Below are 14,907 nucleotides of genomic sequence, written 5' to 3'. Positions count from 1 at the left end.
CGTCGGCGGCTGTCGGCCCCCGCGTCGGCCCCGCGTCGGCAGCCGCCGGGCTCAGTCGCCGGTCGCCGCCGCCCGCAGCTTCTCCGCCTGCTTCAGCGCGATCGCCGCCCGCAGCGTCGCCGTCTTGTGGTCGGCGCGCACCGTCTCGTACGCGGCGGTGGCGCCGCCGGACCTGACCACGGTGACCAGGACGACGCCCGCCGCGCCGCGCGCGGTGTCGGCGATCGTGTACGCCACCTCCTGGTCGCCCAGCGCGGGCCGGCCCGCGGGCGGCGCCACCGGGCGGACGGTGTAGGAGGTGACCCCGCCGTCGCGGGTGGCCTTGAAACCGCGGCAGGTCTTCAGCGCCGTGGTCAGCTCGTCCAGCACGGTCTCGGCGGTGCCGGGAGCGTAGGAGGCGATCACCTCCAGGCTGATCGCCTTCGCGTTCTTGTCCTTGTCCGCGGTGTCGGTGACCATCGCGCCGGTGTACACCTGCCGCGTGTGCTTGGGCCGGCTGCTCCACTGGTCGGCGACCGGCTGGCAGGCCGCGTTGTCGACCGTCGTGGCCGGGCCGAGGAGCTGCGTCTTGCTGCCCGCGGGCAGCACCTGGACGTGGGGGACGTCGGAGGACGTGAGCAGCGCAGAGGTGAGCTTGGCCGTCGACACCGCGCCGGACGCGCGGACCGGGCCCGGCTCCTTCTTCGCCTTGTCGTCGCCGCCCCCGCCCCCGCAGGCCGCGGTGAGCGCGAGCACCGGCACCAGGGCGGCGGCCGCCAGCACGGCGGTCCGCGTGTGCGGGCCGCCGCGTCGCAGGTCAGCGGCCGACTCCCGGCTACCGGTCAGTAGGCGACTGCGTGCACGTATCGGCATCTGGTGTTCCCCTGTGTTGTGTCCGTCCCCGGGATCGCACGGGCGACGGTCCGTTGCCGCGCGACTTTACGGCACCAGGGGCGCGATTTCGCCTGTGGGGCCGCTCACAAAGAGGTGCGCGAAAGCGGCCCCGGGGTGTGCCCCGAGACGGTCCTCGCAGGCCCTTCAGCGGTCGGTCACTTCGCCTGCGCCGCCTTCAGCTTCTCGCTCTGCTTGCGCGCGACGTCGATGGGCAGGGTGCCCGCGCCGCCCGCCGACTTCACCGACAGGTACGCGGTGATGGTGTCGCCGGTCCGCACCACGCTCACCAGGGCCGCGCCGGACTTCTTGTCCGCGGTGTCGGCCATCACATAGGAGACGGCCTCGTCGCCGGTCGGCACCGCGGGGCCCTTGGCGATGGTGAACGGCGTCTTGGTGCCGGTGTTGTCCGTCGCGGTGAAGCTCTTGCAGGTGCCCAGCGCCGTCTTCACCGACTCGATGACCTTCTCGGCGTCACCGGGCGCGTGACTGGCGACCAGCATCTGGTTGATCGCGTCGGGGGTGGCGCTCGACGTCGTCTTCGCGAAGGCCGCGCCGACGAACGCCTTGCGCGGGATCTTCGGCTTGCTGCTGGTGATGTCGGCGAGCGGCTGGCACGCGGGCTTGTCCGCGGTGAGCGTGGAGGTGTCGGCGGAGTCGTCGGTCTGCGAGACCTGGATCGTCCAGCCGGGCACGTCGGCCTCGGCGATCAGCGCCTTGGTGAGCTGCGCCTTGGTGAGCGCCGAACCGTCCGACGGACTGTCGGCGCCGCTCGTCGGAGCGGAGGCCGAGGCGGAGCCCGTGGCCTTGCCGCCCTTGCCGTCGGCGTCCTTGGAGCCGTCGGACGAGCCGGAGCAGGCCGCGGCGAGGACGAGGGCGGGGAGCACGGCGGCGGCCAGGCGGAGCCGGGTCTTGCGCATGGGGGGTCACGTTCCCTGATCGGCGGCAGCGGGTCCGCGGGCGCGGACCGACTGCCGATACTCCCGCCATGTCGGGCGCGCGTCCATGCCGCGCCGAAGCTGTGTCGCGGCTGTGCGTGCCTGACGCCCCCGCGGGGCGCGGCCCCGCCGCCGACATGTGTTCGGGTAGCGCCGGCCGGGGACCGGCCGTCACCCTGCGTCGACCGTCCGCGCCCGTACGACGATCGCCCGCGACCGTATGGCGGCCGGTTTTGTGCACATGCTGTGCCCGCGCTGCCGACGCTCCGTCACACGACGGTGACATGGCCCACACACGATGGGCGCGGTGCCGCGTCCGGCTTCCCGTCGCATGGCCTGTTTGGCACTCTGAACGACATACGGGGGATCGCCCGCCCAGGCGGGCGGATGGAGGGACGCACACAGATCATGACAAGTCAGACCCAGGCGGCGGGGGCCGCCGATCCGCGCTTGAGCTGGAGCGGTTCGGACGATCCGGTGGGCCCGCCGGTGCTGCGGCACCGCAGGGACGGCATCATGCCCGCGGTCGCCGCCGCGCTGCTGATCCGCGACGACGTGCTGACCTGCACCGGTGCCAAAGGTGAGCAACCGCCCGTACTGCACCCGATCGTTCAGGACTTCCTGGACGCGCTGCCGGTCGCGCAGCGGGAACGGTTCGCCGGGCGCTGTCCCGAACCGGTGCTCATTTCACGCCACTTGACGGCAGTCGAGGCAAACCGGGGCAAGCGTGCGTCCCGCAAGCCGCTCACCCAGGGTGAGGCCCGCAAGGCGCTGCGCGGGGCGAAGCTCACCTCGCGGCGCATCCGGGAGGACGGCGACCCGACGCACGGCGCGTACGCCCCGCCCTGCCGCTCGTGCGCGCCGCTGCTGTCGCACCTGGGGGTCAAGCCGGTGGATCCGGCGGCCGAAGGAGTATGAGCATCCCGATGGCGGGCACCACCCGTTTCCCGGTCGGCGTCGACGCCGCGCTGCGCGCCGCGGGCTGGCGGCCGGGGCGCTGGGACATCAAGCAGGCCGAGTTCTGGGCGGACCGGCTGCGGGCGTACGAGTCGCCGGGCGGCCACCGGCACGCTGTCTTCCCCGCCGCGGTCGAGGCGTGGGCGGAGTTCGGCGGCCTGCTGATCCCCGGCGCCTCGGGTCCCGGCCGGCAGATCGCCCCCACGGCCATCGCCGTCGACCCGCTGCGCGGCCTGCACCTGGCGCGGACCTTCGGCGACCTCGGCCGCGCCCTGGAGACCGACATCAGCCCGCTCGGCGAGGAGCCCGCGTCCGGCGCGCTGCTCGCCATCGACGCCGAGGGCCGCGTCTACACCGTCGACCACACCGGCGACTGGTACGTGGGCCCCGACATCGACCGCGCGCTGACCGCCCTGATCGGCGGCGTACGCCCGGTGCGCCTCACGATGCACTGACCTTCGGCGGGTTGAGCCGCGAAGCACTGACCTACGGCGCGTTGAGCCGCGATGCACTGACCTTCGCCGGGTTGAGCCGCGAAAGACCGGCTCACGGCGAACCCGTCCACGACGGATTGACCGCGTCCGCGGCCGTGGACGCGGGTGTCCCCCCGGTCATGACGACCCCTCAACTCCCGTACGTGTAAAGGACACCTTCGCGTGGTCGCGGCGACGTCCCCGACACGGGGATGAGCCTCAGGTAGCAGACCCCTAGGGGGAGGTACCTACTTTTGGTGGCCATCGGTTCGTACCGGCGGATGACGATCCCGGGCCGTCCGTTCCATACGGTCATGAGGCGGGGTGGGGACAGCCCCACCCACAAGACGGAGACCTCCCCCATCGTGCCGGGGGACGGCGCTCCGACAAGCTGAGCACACCGGCTCAACAGGGCCTGGTCAGGGCCCGCATCGACCTCACAGGAGATTCACGTGACAACGGCAGTGACGATTCCCAAGTCCGGGGGCAGCGGAGAGCGTCCGGCCGTTGCCGCAGCAGGCCGAGCGGTGACGAAGGCGTACGGCAGCGGCGAGACGCGCGTCCTGGCGCTCGACGCGGTGGACGTCGACATCGCGCGCGGCCGGTTCACCGCGATCATGGGCCCCTCGGGCTCCGGCAAGTCCACGCTGATGCACTGCCTGGCCGGGCTGGACACCGTGTCCGAGGGCCGGATCTGGATCGGCGACACCGAGATCACCACCCTCAAGGACAAGAAGCTCACCCAGCTCCGCCGGGACAAGATCGGCTTCATCTTCCAGTCCTTCAACCTGCTGCCGACGCTCAACGCGGCGGAGAACATCACGCTGCCCATGGACATCGCGGGCCGCAAGGTGGACCGCGACTGGTTCGACCGGGTGGTGGAGACCGTCGGTCTCGCCGGGCGCCTCAAGCACCGCCCCACGCAGCTCTCCGGCGGTCAGCAGCAGCGCGTCGCGGTCGCCCGCGCCCTCGCCGCCCGCCCCGAGATCATCTTCGGTGACGAGCCGACCGGAAACCTCGACTCCCGCGCCGGCGCCGAAGTCCTCGGCTTCCTGCGCAAGTCGGTGGACGAGCTGGGCCAGACCATCGTGATGGTCACCCACGACCCGGTCGCCGCCTCCTACTCCGACCGCGTGCTGTACCTGGCGGACGGCCGGATCGTCGACGAGATGCAGAACCCGACCGCCGACGGCGTCCTGGAGCGCATGAAGTCCTTCGACGGTCGCGGGAGGACCTCGTGACCGTCCTGAAGACATCGGTGCGCAACTTCCTCGCGCACAAGGGACGCATGGCGCTGTCCGCCGTCGCCGTCCTGCTCTCGGTGGCGTTCGTGTGCGGCACGCTCGTGTTCACCGACACCATGACCGCCACCTTCGACAAGCTCTTCGGCTCCACCGCCTCCGACGTCACCATCAGCGCCAAGAAGGTCGACGACGCGCAGGAGACCGGGCGGCCCGACACCGTGCCCGCCTCGCTCCAGCAGACCCTGCTCAAGGTGCCGGGCGTCGCCAAGTCCTACCCCGACGTCACCAGCGACCAGGTGACGGTCGCCGACGCGAACAACAAGAGCATCAGCCCGACCAGCGGCGCCCCGACCATCGTCAGCAACTGGGACCCGACCGAGACCAAGGCCGTTGAGCTGTCCTCGGGCAACACCCCGCGCGGGCCCACCGACGCGGTGATCGACGCCGACACCGCCGACAAGCACCACCTGAAGATCGGCGACACGCTGCGGGTCATCGCCGCGCCCGGCGACTTCCACGTCACGATCTCCGGCATCGTCACCTTCAAGACCACCAACCCCGGCGCGGCCGTCATCTACATCGAGACCGCAACCGCCCAGGCCAAGCTGCTCGGTGACAGCCACGCGTACACCGGCTACGGCCTGACCGCCGCCAAGGGCGTCACCGACGACCGCCTCAAGGCGGACGTCACGACGGCCATCGGCGCGGGCAAGTACACCGTCGACACCGCCGCCGAGACCAAGAAGAAGGACAAGGACGACGTCGGCAGCTTCCTGAACTTCATGAAGTACGCGATGCTCGGCTTCGCGGGCATCTCGGTCCTGGTCGGCATCTTCCTGATCGTCAACACCTTCTCCATGCTGGTCGCCCAGCGCACCCGCGAGATCGGCCTGATGCGGGCCCTCGGCTCCAGCCGCAAGCAGGTCAACCGGTCGGTGCTGGTCGAGGCGGTGCTGCTCGGCGTCGTCGGCTCGGTGCTCGGCATCGGCGGCGGCATCGGCCTGGCCGTCGCCCTGATGAAGCTCATGGGCCAGGCGGGCATGAAGCTCGACACCTCCGAGCTGACCATCAAGGCCACCACCCCGATCGTCGGCCTGGCCATCGGCGTCATCGTCACCGTGATCTCCGCCTACATCCCGGCCCGCAGGGCCGGACGGATCTCCCCGATGGCCGCGCTGCGCGACGCGGGCACCCCCACCGACGCGAAGTCCGGCCGGATCCGCGCCGCGATCGGCGTCCTGGTCTGCGCGATCGGCGCCGTGGCGCTGGTCGGCGCGGGACAGTCGGACAAGGCGTCCTCCGGCGGCGGACTGCTGGGCCTGGGCGTGCTGTTCAGCCTGGTCGGCTTCGTGATCATCGGCCCCCTGCTGGCCGGTGTGATCGTACGAGCGGTCAGCGCGGTCATCCTGCGGTTCTTCGGACCGATGGGCCGCCTCGCGGAGCGCAACGCGCTGCGCAACCCGCGCCGTACCGGTGCCACCGCCTCCGCGCTGATGATCGGCCTCGCGCTGGTCGCCGGCATGTCGGTGGTCGGCTCGTCCATGGTGGCCTCCGCCGACGACCAGCTCGACAAGTCGGTCGGCGCGGACTTCATCCTCCAGCCCGACGGCGGCCAGCCGCTGACCCCCGCCCTGGTCGCGGCGATCAAGTCGGCCTCCCACATGGAGCACTTCACCGAGTACGCGGGCGTCAACGCCAAGGTCACGCTGCCCGACGGCAAGACGGTCACCAAGCAGTTCAGCGCGGTCAGCCCGACCTACGCCGACGACCTGCGGCTCAAGACGGTCAAGGGCAATCTGAAGGACGCGTACGCGAAGAACGGCATGTCCGTCAACGAGGCGTACGCCAAGGACCACCACATCAAGATCGGTGACGAGCTGCCGGTGACGATGATCGGCGGCACGCCGACCAAGCTCCGCGTCAACGTCATCACCAGCGACGACACCACGGTCGACCACGGCGCCTGGTACACCAACCTGGCCACCGCCAAGCAGTACCTCCCGGCGGACAAGCAGCCGCTCGACCAGATCATGTTCGCCAAGGCCGTCGACGGCCAGGCCAAGGAGGCGGGCGCCTCGCTCACCGCGGCCGTCAAGGACTACCCGCAGCTCAAGGTCCGCGACCAGTCCGACTTCAAGGACCTCATCCACAAGCAGGTCAACCAGCTCCTGTACATGATCTACGGGCTGCTCGGCCTCGCGATCATCGTCGCCATCCTGGGCGTGGTGAACACCCTCGCCCTGTCGGTGGTCGAGCGCACCCGGGAGATCGGCCTGATGCGGGCGATCGGCACCTCCCGGCGCCAGCTGCGCCGGATGATCCGCCTCGAATCGGTGGTCATCGCGCTCTTCGGCGCGCTGGTCGGCCTCGGTCTCGGCCTCGGCTGGGGCACCACGGGACAGAAGGTGCTGGCCTCCCAGGGGCTCGGCGTCCTCCAGATCCCGTGGACGACGATCATCCTGGTCTTCATCGGCTCCGCGGTCGTCGGCCTGCTGGCCGCGCTGCTCCCGGCCTTCCGGGCGGGGCGGATGAACGTACTGAACGCGATCGCCACGGACTGACGCCGCCGGTCACACCGGCCGGTGGCGCAGGTCACCACAGACGCGGCCCCGGAAGCGCAACCCCCCGCGCTCCGGGGCCGCCCGCGCGTCCCGCACCCCGGTCCGTCCCCCCGCCGGGCGTCCCCGCCCACGGGCTCCGCGGCCCCGCGGCTCACGCGATGGCCTGTGGCTGTCGGCGGTACGTCGTACGCTGGAGGTACCCCCGGCCCGTGACACGTGTCGGGTGCTTCGCGTTGCCTCTGCCCCGGGACGGAAAACCCCTCATGAGTCTGAACGGTCTGGTCGACGTCGTCGTCGAGGACGCCGCCCTCGCGGAAGCGGTGGAGGCCGCCGCCTCCGGCGCCCGGCCGATGGTGGACCTGGTGGGGCCGCCCGCCGCGCGTCCGCTGGCCATCGCGGCGCTCGCGGCCCGCGCGCACCGCACCGTACTGGCGGTCACGGCGACCGGCCGCGAGGCGGAGGACCTGGCCGCCGCGCTGCGCACCCTGCTGCCGCCGGACGCCGTCGCCGAGTACCCGGCGTGGGAGACGCTGCCGCACGAGCGGCTGTCCCCGCGCAGCGACACCGTAGGCCGCCGCCTGGCCGTCCTGCGCCGCCTGGCGCACCCGCGGGCCGACGACGCGGCGACCGGACCCGTACAGGTCGTGGTCGCCCCCATCAGGTCCGTGCTGCAACCGCAGGTCAAGGGCCTGGGCGACCTGGAGCCCGTCGCCTTGCGGACCGGGCAGAGCGCCGACCTGGGCACCGTCACCGAGGGCCTGGCGGCAGCCGCGTACTCCCGCGTCGAGCTGGTCGAGAAGCGCGGCGAATTCGCGGTGCGCGGCGGCATCCTCGACGTCTTCCCGCCGACCGAGGAGCACCCGCTGCGAGTGGAGTTCTGGGGCGACGACGTCGAGGAGATCCGCTACTTCAAGGTCGCCGACCAGCGCTCCCTCGAAGTCGCCGAGCACGGCCTGTGGGCGCCGCCCTGCCGCGAGCTGCTCCTCACCGACCAGGTGAAGGAGCGGGCCGCGGCGCTGTCGGTCGCCCACCCCGAGCTGCACGAACTGCTGGACAAGATCGCCGAGGGCATCGCGGTGGAGGGCATGGAGTCCCTGGCCCCGGTGCTGGTCGACGACATGGAGCTGCTGCTCGACGTGCTCCCGGCGGGCAGCATGGCCGTGGTGTGCGACCCGGAGCGGGTCCGTACCCGCGCCGCCGACCTGGTGGCGACCTCCCGCGAATTCCTGGAGGCGTCCTGGGCGGCGTCGGCCGGCGGCGGCGAGGCGCCGATCGACCTGGGCGCGGCCTCGCTGTGGTCGATCGCCGACGTCCGCGACCGGGCCCGCGAGCTGGGCGTCCCCTGGTGGTCGGTGAGCCCCTTCGCCGCCGACGAGGCCGACGACCTGGCCGCCGACACCCTCAAGCTGGGCATGCACGCGCCCGAGCTGTACCGCGGCGACACCGCACGCGCGCTCGCCGACACCAAGGGCTGGCTGGCCGACGGCTGGCGCACCGTCTACGTCACCGAGGGCCAGGGCCCGGCCGCCCGCGTGGTGGAGGTGCTGGGCGGCGAGGGCATCGCCGCCCGCCTCGACATCGAGCTGGCCGACCTCGCGGCGTCCGTGGTCCACGTGGCGACCGGCTCCATCGAGCACGGCTTCATCGACCCGGCGCTCAAGCTCGCGGTGCTCACCGAGACCGACCTGTCGGGGCAGCGCTCGTCCACCAAGGACATGGGCCGGATGCCGTCCCGGCGGCGCAAGACCATCGACCCGCTCACCCTCCAGGCGGGCGACTACATCGTGCACGAGCAGCACGGCGTCGGCCGCTATGTGGAGATGGTGCAGCGCACCGTGCAGGGCGCCACCCGCGAGTACCTGCTGGTCGAGTACGCGCCCGCCAAGCGCGGCCAGCCGGGCGACCGGCTCTTCGTCCCCACCGACCAGCTCGAACAGGTCACCAAGTACGTCGGCGGCGAGGCCCCCTCGCTGCACCGGCTCGGCGGCGCGGACTGGACGAAGACCAAGGCGCGGGCGAAGAAGGCGGTCAAGGAGATCGCCGCCGACCTGATCAAGCTGTACTCGGCGCGGATGGCCGCCCCCGGCTACACCTTCGGGCCCGACACCCCCTGGCAGCGCGAGCTGGAGGACGCCTTCCCGTACGCGGAGACGCCCGACCAGCTCACCACCATCGCCGAGGTCAAGGAGGACATGGAGAAGTCCGTCCCCATGGACCGGCTGATCTGCGGCGACGTCGGCTACGGCAAGACCGAGATCGCCGTGAGGGCGGCCTTCAAGGCCGTGCAGGACGGCAAGCAGGTCGCCGTGCTGGTGCCGACCACGCTGCTGGTGCAGCAGCACATGGGCACCTTCGCCGAGCGGTACGCGCAGTTCCCGGTCAAGGTGCGGGCGCTGTCGCGGTTCCAGACCGACAGCGAGGCCAAGGCCACCATCGAGGGGCTGCGGGACGGCACCGTGGACCTGGTGATCGGCACCCACCGGCTCTTCTCCTCCGAGACGAAGTTCAAGGACCTGGGCCTGGTCATCGTCGACGAGGAGCAGCGCTTCGGCGTCGAGCACAAGGAGCAGCTCAAGAAGCTGCGGGCCAACGTGGACGTGCTGACCATGTCCGCCACCCCGATCCCGCGCACCCTGGAGATGGCGGTCACCGGCATCCGCGAGATGTCCACCATCACCACCCCGCCGGAGGAGCGGCACCCGGTGCTGACCTTCGTCGGCCCGTACGAGGAGCGGCAGATCGGCGCCGCGATCCGGCGTGAACTGCTGCGCGAGGGCCAGGTCTTCTACATCCACAACCGGGTGGAGTCGATCGACCGGGCGGCGGCGCGGCTGCGCGCCATCGTGCCGGAGGCGCGGATCGCCACCGCGCACGGGCAGATGGGGGAGTCGCAGCTCGAACAGGTCGTGGTCGACTTCTGGGAGAAGCGGTTCGACGTGCTGGTGTCCACCACGATCGTGGAGTCGGGCATCGACATCGCCAACGCCAACACCCTGATCGTGGAGCGCGGCGACACCTTCGGGCTCAGCCAGCTCCACCAGTTGCGCGGGCGCGTCGGCCGCTCGCGCGAGCGCGGCTACGCGTATTTCCTGTACCCGCCGGAGAAGCCGCTGACCGAGACCGCGCACGAGCGGCTCGCCACCATCGCCCAGCACACCGAGATGGGCGCGGGCATGTACGTCGCCATGAAGGACCTGGAGATCCGCGGCGCGGGCAATCTGCTGGGCGGCGAGCAGTCCGGGCACATCGCGGGCGTCGGATTCGACCTGTACGTACGGATGGTGGGCGAGGCCGTCGCCGACTACCGCTCGGCGCTGGAGAGCGGCGGCGAGCCGGAGGAGACGCTGCTCGACGTCAAGATCGAGCTGCCGGTGGACGCGCACGTCCCGCACGACTACGCGCCGGGCGAGCGGCTGCGGCTCCAGGCGTACCGGGCCATCGCGGCGGCCAACACGGCCGAGGACATCGCGGCGGTCCGCGAGGAGCTGACCGACCGCTACGGCAAGCTGCCGGAGCCGGTGGAGAATCTGCTGCTGGTGGCGGGGCTGCGGATGCTGGCCCGCAAGGTCGGCGTCAGCGACATCACCCTCCAGGGCGCCAACGTCCGTTTCGGCCCGGTGGAGTTGCGCGAGTCGCAGGAGCTGCGGCTGAACCGGCTCTACCCGCGCACGGTGCTCAAGCACGCGACGAAGCAGATCCTCGTCCCGCGTCCGACGACGGCGCGGATCGGCGGCAAGCCGGTGGTGGGCCGCGAACTGCTGGAGTGGACGGCGGAGTTCCTGACGACGGTGCTGGACAACTAGGGCTGTTCCAGCCGGTTTCCCACCGCCCGGCGGACGTTCAATGGTCTGGACCTTGACAGGTCCAGACCATTCCGCTTGAGTCTGTCCCGACCCCACTCGAACCCCCACAAGGAGTGGTCACGTGTCGAGACAACGGCTCATAGCGTTCCTCACCGCACTCGCGGTCGCGATAGGAATCGCCATCCTCGTACCGCTGGCGTCCACCGCCTCCGCCGCGGGCTGCTCCACCGCGTGGAACTCGTCGTCGGTGTACACCGGCGGCATGGGCGCGTCGTACAACAGCCACAACTGGCTGGCGAAGTGGTGGACCCAGGGCGAGACGCCCGGCGCCGCCGACGTCTGGTCGGACCAGGGCGCCTGTACCGGCGGTTCGGGCGGCACCGGCGGCACCACGGGCGGCACCGGCGGGACCTGCAACTACCCGGCGTGGGTCCAGGGCCACAACTACGTCGCCGGTGACATCGTCAAGTACAGCAACGGCAACTACTACAAGGCCTCCCACGACAACCCGGGCTACGACCCCACCATCAGCACCTGGTACTGGGACCCGTTCGGCTGCAACGGCGGCGGTACGACCACCCCGCCCGGCAACCCGAGCGGATTCGTCGTCACCGAGGCCCAGTTCAACCAGATGTTCCCGAACCGGAACTCCTTCTACACCTACAGCGGCCTGACCGCGGCGCTCAGCGCGTACCCCGGTTTCGCGAACACCGGCAGCGACACGGTGAAGAAGCAGGAGGCCGCGGCCTTCCTCGCCAACGTCAGCCACGAGACCGGCGGCCTCGTCTACATCGTCGAGCAGAACACCGCGAACTACTCGCACTACTGCGACGCGAGCCAGTCCTACGGCTGCCCGGCCGGACAGTCCGCGTACTACGGCCGCGGGCCGATCCAGTTGAGCTGGAACTTCAACTACAAGGCCGCGGGCGACGCGCTCGGCATCGACCTGCTGCACAACCCCAACCTGGTGCAGACCGACTCGGCCGTCGCCTGGAAGACCGGCCTGTGGTACTGGAACACCCAGACCGGCCCCGGCACCATGACCCCGCACAACGCCATGGTCAACGGCGCCGGATTCGGTGAGACCATCCGCAGCATCAACGGCAGCATCGAGTGCAACGGCGGCAACCCCGCGCAGGTGCAGAGCCGGGTCAACTCCTACCAGAGCTTCGTCTCGATCCTCGGAGTCCCGGCGGGCAACAACCTGAGCTGCTGACCCGGCGTCGTCCCACGGACGCACGCAAGGCCGTACGCACGCAAGGCCGTACACAGGTAAGGCCGTTCGCACGCAAGGCCGTACACAGGTAAGGCCGTACGCGCCCAGCCCGTACGCACGCTTCATCCGACGCGCCCCGCTCACCACGAGCGGGGCGCGTTAGTGTGAGCGGCTGTGACGATCACCGGAGCGGGGACGAACGTACGGCCGCTGGCGGCGGGACAGCGCGCGCGGCTGCTGGTCGGGGACATCGACGGCGGCGAGCCGCGCCTGGTGTACGAGACGGCGGACAGCGCGCTGGAGGCGCCGAACTGGTCGCCGGACGGCCGCTGGCTGGTCTTCAACCAGGACGGGCTGCTGCTGCGGATCGCCCCCGGCGGCGGGGCGCCCGAGGTCATCGACACCGGCGGCATCACGGACGCCAACAACGACCATGTGCTCTCGCCGGACGGCGGCACGGTCTATCTGTCGGCGGGCGACGGGCACATCCACGCCGTGCCGTTCGAGGGCGGACCCGCGCGCCGGGTCACCAACGACCGCGGCCCCGGCCCCTTCCGGCACTTCCTGCACGGCGTCTCGCCCGACGGCCGCACGCTGGCGTACGTGGGCGTCGAGCCGTACGGCGGCGACGAGTGGGGCTACCGCAACATCTTCACCGTCCCCGCGGCCGGCGGCCCCGACACCCGGCTGACGGACTCTCCCGCGCCCGCGGACGGCCCGGAGTTCAGCCCCGACGGCGCCTGGATCTACTTCAACTCCGAGCACGGCGCGACCGTCCCCGGCCACGCCCAGCTCTTCCGGATGCGGCCGGACGGCACCGAGTTGACGCGGCTCACCTCGGACGCGCGCGTCAACTGGTTCCCGCACCTGTCACCCGATGGACGACACGTCCTCTACATCAGCTTCCCGCCCGGCACCGAGGGGCACCCGGCCGACCGCGACGTCGTCCTGCGCGTCATGGACCCGGACGGCGGCGCCCCGCGTGACGTCCTGGCCTTCCCCGGCGGCCAGGGCAGCCTCAACGTCAACAGCTGGGCCCCGGACAGCCGCCGCTTCGCCTACGTCGACTACCCGACGGCCTGAGCCGGTCCTGCTGCGCCCGGCCCGCCTAGCCGTTCGGCGGACTCGTCCGGTGCATGATCACATAGCCCTCGGCGTTGACGATCTGCTGATATTCGGCGTTCGGGTGGAGCTGCTTGGCGTAGGTGAGCGGATCGGGCACCCAGCCGGAGGAGTTGTCGATCACGATGTAGTCCGGGCTGATGCCCTGCGTGTCGCCGACCCAGTACACCGTGGTCCGGTGGACGAGACGGCTGATCGGCCCGACGTTCGCCTCCACCGAGGAGCCGCTGGGCACCGTCTCGAGCAGCTTCTCCACGGCCTTGGTGTGCGCGTCGACCTTGTAGGTGTCGGAGTGGCTGAGCGAGGCCAGCGGCATCGTCAAGGTGAGCGCCAGCGCGGCGCCCGCCGCCGCCGCGGGCAGCCCCGAGGCGTAGGAGCGCAGCCAGGGCCGCGGGCTCCTGCGGGAGAGCGCCGCCGCGTCCACGAGGGCGAGGAAGACCACCGGCATCAGCACCGCGCTGTAGTGCCAGTCGGTGCCCCAGTAGTGGTCGTCGTGCGAGATGAACCGCCAGCCGATGGTCGGCAGCGCGGCCAGCAGCAGCGGCGAACGCAGCGCCAGCAGGCCGGTGGTCGGCAGCAGGATCCACAGCAGGGTGTGCACGGCGGTGCCGAACGGGATGTGCCCCGGCATCGGCGCCCCGTTGCCGTTCAGCTTGTTCCAGTAGTCGTATCCGCCCGCGCTGTTGAACGCCGGGATGATCACCGCGAAGGCGAGCGCGGAGGCCAGCACCCCGAGGCTGACCAGCCCCAGCGCGTACGGCCCGTACCCCATGCCGTCGCTGAGCCGCGGCGGCTCCTCGGCCCGCGTCCCGCTCCCGTCGGCCTCCGGGGCCTCCGGGGTCTCGCCGCCGTCGGCGCGCGGCGCCGGGACGACGTCCTCGCCCCGCGCGGACCCGGACCCGCCGACGGCCCCGGACCCGCCGACCGACCCCGCCCCTGACGACGTCCCGGACATGGCCTCGGACCCGGCGTCCGGCTCGGTCTCCTTGCGGGTCCGCAGCCACACGATCGCGCCGATCGCGGCGGCCGTGACGCCCATGTCCTCCTTGACGAAGATCAGCGGCAGCGCCCACCACATCGCCGGCGCCCACTTCCTGCGCAGCACCGCCTCCAGCGAGAACGCCAGCAGCGGCATCGCGAAGGCGATCTCGTGGAAGTCGAACTCGACCGCCCGCTGCACGCCCCACGACAGCCCGTACGCCACGCCGACGGCCAGTCCGCGCCCGCGGCCCAGCAGATGGGCGGCGCCCCGGGTCACGGGCACGATCGACAGCGCGAACAGCAGCGCCTGCGCGACCAGCAGCGTCACCGGGCTCGGGAACACCCGGTAGAAGGGGGCGATCAGGGCGGTGATCGGACTGAAGTGGTCACCGAGGATGTTGAAGCCGGGGCCCTTGAGGTCGGCGACCGGCGCGTGGAAGTGCGCGTAGGAGCCGACCGCCTGCTCGAAGATGCCCAGGTCCCACGACATCGTGAGCATCCGCCGGTAGCGGGTGACCGACAGCGCGAGGAACGCCGCGAAGAAGACCGTGGCCAGCAGATACGGGTCGACGCGCGGCCCGATGCCGCCGAGCCTGAAGCCGGTCGTCGGCGCGTCGTCGACCGTGGTGCCGCCGGGCGCGGCGGCTCTGGTGTCCTGCGCCGGTATGACGGCCTCGGCCCTGTCCATCGTCGGTCCTCCCGCGGAAGCTGGGTCGGGGTCTGCCGGAAAAGATACGGGACG

Annotated in this window: 10 protein-coding genes; 7 read left to right on the top strand and 3 right to left on the bottom strand. The window is 71.4% G+C overall.

Annotated elements, in window-relative coordinates:
- Positions 1-51 precede the first annotated feature (51 nt).
- Together ACIOC1_RS29800 and ACIOC1_RS29795 are read right to left on the bottom strand one after the other, a co-directional pair.
- Complete coding sequence (locus ACIOC1_RS29800; RefSeq protein WP_401310312.1) at positions 52-852, bottom strand: hypothetical protein; 801 nt, start codon at positions 850-852, stop codon at positions 52-54.
- A 176-nt stretch (positions 853-1,028) separates the two neighbouring features.
- A complete protein-coding gene (locus ACIOC1_RS29795; RefSeq protein ID WP_355346847.1) occupies positions 1,029-1,790 on the bottom strand; it encodes a hypothetical protein in 762 nt (253 codons plus the stop codon).
- A 426-nt stretch (positions 1,791-2,216) separates the two neighbouring features.
- Here ACIOC1_RS29795 and ACIOC1_RS29790 point away from each other — a divergent pair, with 426 nt between their 5' ends.
- The 7 genes from ACIOC1_RS29790 to ACIOC1_RS29760 all read left to right on the top strand — a co-directional run bounded on the left by ACIOC1_RS29790 (position 2,217) and on the right by ACIOC1_RS29760 (position 13,145).
- Positions 2,217-2,726: a YwqJ-related putative deaminase gene (locus ACIOC1_RS29790; RefSeq protein WP_355346850.1), complete on the top strand. Its 510-nt coding sequence runs from the start codon at positions 2,217-2,219 to the stop codon at positions 2,724-2,726.
- Complete coding sequence (locus ACIOC1_RS29785; RefSeq protein ID WP_355346853.1) at positions 2,723-3,220, top strand: SUKH-3 domain-containing protein; 498 nt, start codon at positions 2,723-2,725, stop codon at positions 3,218-3,220. Before ACIOC1_RS29790 ends, ACIOC1_RS29785 begins: the two co-directional genes overlap by 4 nt.
- A 470-nt stretch (positions 3,221-3,690) precedes the next feature.
- Positions 3,691-4,479: an ABC transporter ATP-binding protein gene (locus ACIOC1_RS29780; protein WP_188285264.1), complete on the top strand. Its 789-nt coding sequence runs from the start codon at positions 3,691-3,693 to the stop codon at positions 4,477-4,479.
- The gene (locus ACIOC1_RS29775) at positions 4,476-7,043 is read left to right on the top strand and encodes an ABC transporter permease (protein WP_401857018.1); all 2,568 of its coding nucleotides are present in this window, start codon (positions 4,476-4,478) and stop codon (positions 7,041-7,043) included. Before ACIOC1_RS29780 ends, ACIOC1_RS29775 begins: the two co-directional genes overlap by 4 nt.
- Positions 7,044-7,306: 263 nt before the next feature.
- On the top strand, positions 7,307-10,846 hold the full coding sequence (mfd, locus tag ACIOC1_RS29770) for a transcription-repair coupling factor (protein WP_401857016.1): 3,540 nt from the start codon (positions 7,307-7,309) through the stop codon (positions 10,844-10,846).
- Between the two features lie 121 nt (positions 10,847-10,967).
- Complete coding sequence (locus tag ACIOC1_RS29765; protein ID WP_401310303.1) at positions 10,968-12,062, top strand: glycoside hydrolase family 19 protein; 1,095 nt, start codon at positions 10,968-10,970, stop codon at positions 12,060-12,062.
- 174 nt (positions 12,063-12,236) lie between these two features.
- Entirely contained in the window at positions 12,237-13,145 is a 909-nt protein-coding gene (locus tag ACIOC1_RS29760) for a hypothetical protein (RefSeq protein ID WP_355346866.1), read from the top strand.
- 25 nt (positions 13,146-13,170) lie between these two features.
- Here ACIOC1_RS29760 and ACIOC1_RS29755 read toward each other — a convergent pair whose 3' ends face one another.
- Positions 13,171-14,853: a DUF2079 domain-containing protein gene (locus ACIOC1_RS29755; protein WP_401857014.1), complete on the bottom strand. Its 1,683-nt coding sequence runs from the start codon at positions 14,851-14,853 to the stop codon at positions 13,171-13,173.
- Positions 14,854-14,907 lie beyond the last annotated feature (54 nt).

This window comes from Streptomyces sp. NPDC088197, assembly GCF_044741185.1.
Lineage (GTDB): Bacteria > Actinomycetota > Actinomycetes > Streptomycetales > Streptomycetaceae > Actinacidiphila.
Note: the sequence above shows the minus strand (reverse complement) of the source record. Positions and strands in the feature narration are given on the sequence as shown.

Coding starts and splice junctions, on each gene's coding strand:
- ACIOC1_RS29800 (WP_401310312.1), bottom strand. CDS start 852: ATGCCGATACGTGCACGCAGTCGCCTACTGACCGGTAGCCGGGAGTCG.
- ACIOC1_RS29795 (WP_355346847.1), bottom strand. CDS start 1,790: ATGCGCAAGACCCGGCTCCGCCTGGCCGCCGCCGTGCTCCCCGCCCTC.
- ACIOC1_RS29790 (WP_355346850.1), top strand. CDS start 2,217: ATGACAAGTCAGACCCAGGCGGCGGGGGCCGCCGATCCGCGCTTGAGC.
- ACIOC1_RS29785 (WP_355346853.1), top strand. CDS start 2,723: ATGAGCATCCCGATGGCGGGCACCACCCGTTTCCCGGTCGGCGTCGAC.
- mfd (WP_401857016.1), top strand. CDS start 7,307: ATGAGTCTGAACGGTCTGGTCGACGTCGTCGTCGAGGACGCCGCCCTC.
- ACIOC1_RS29755 (WP_401857014.1), bottom strand. CDS start 14,853: ATGGACAGGGCCGAGGCCGTCATACCGGCGCAGGACACCAGAGCCGCC.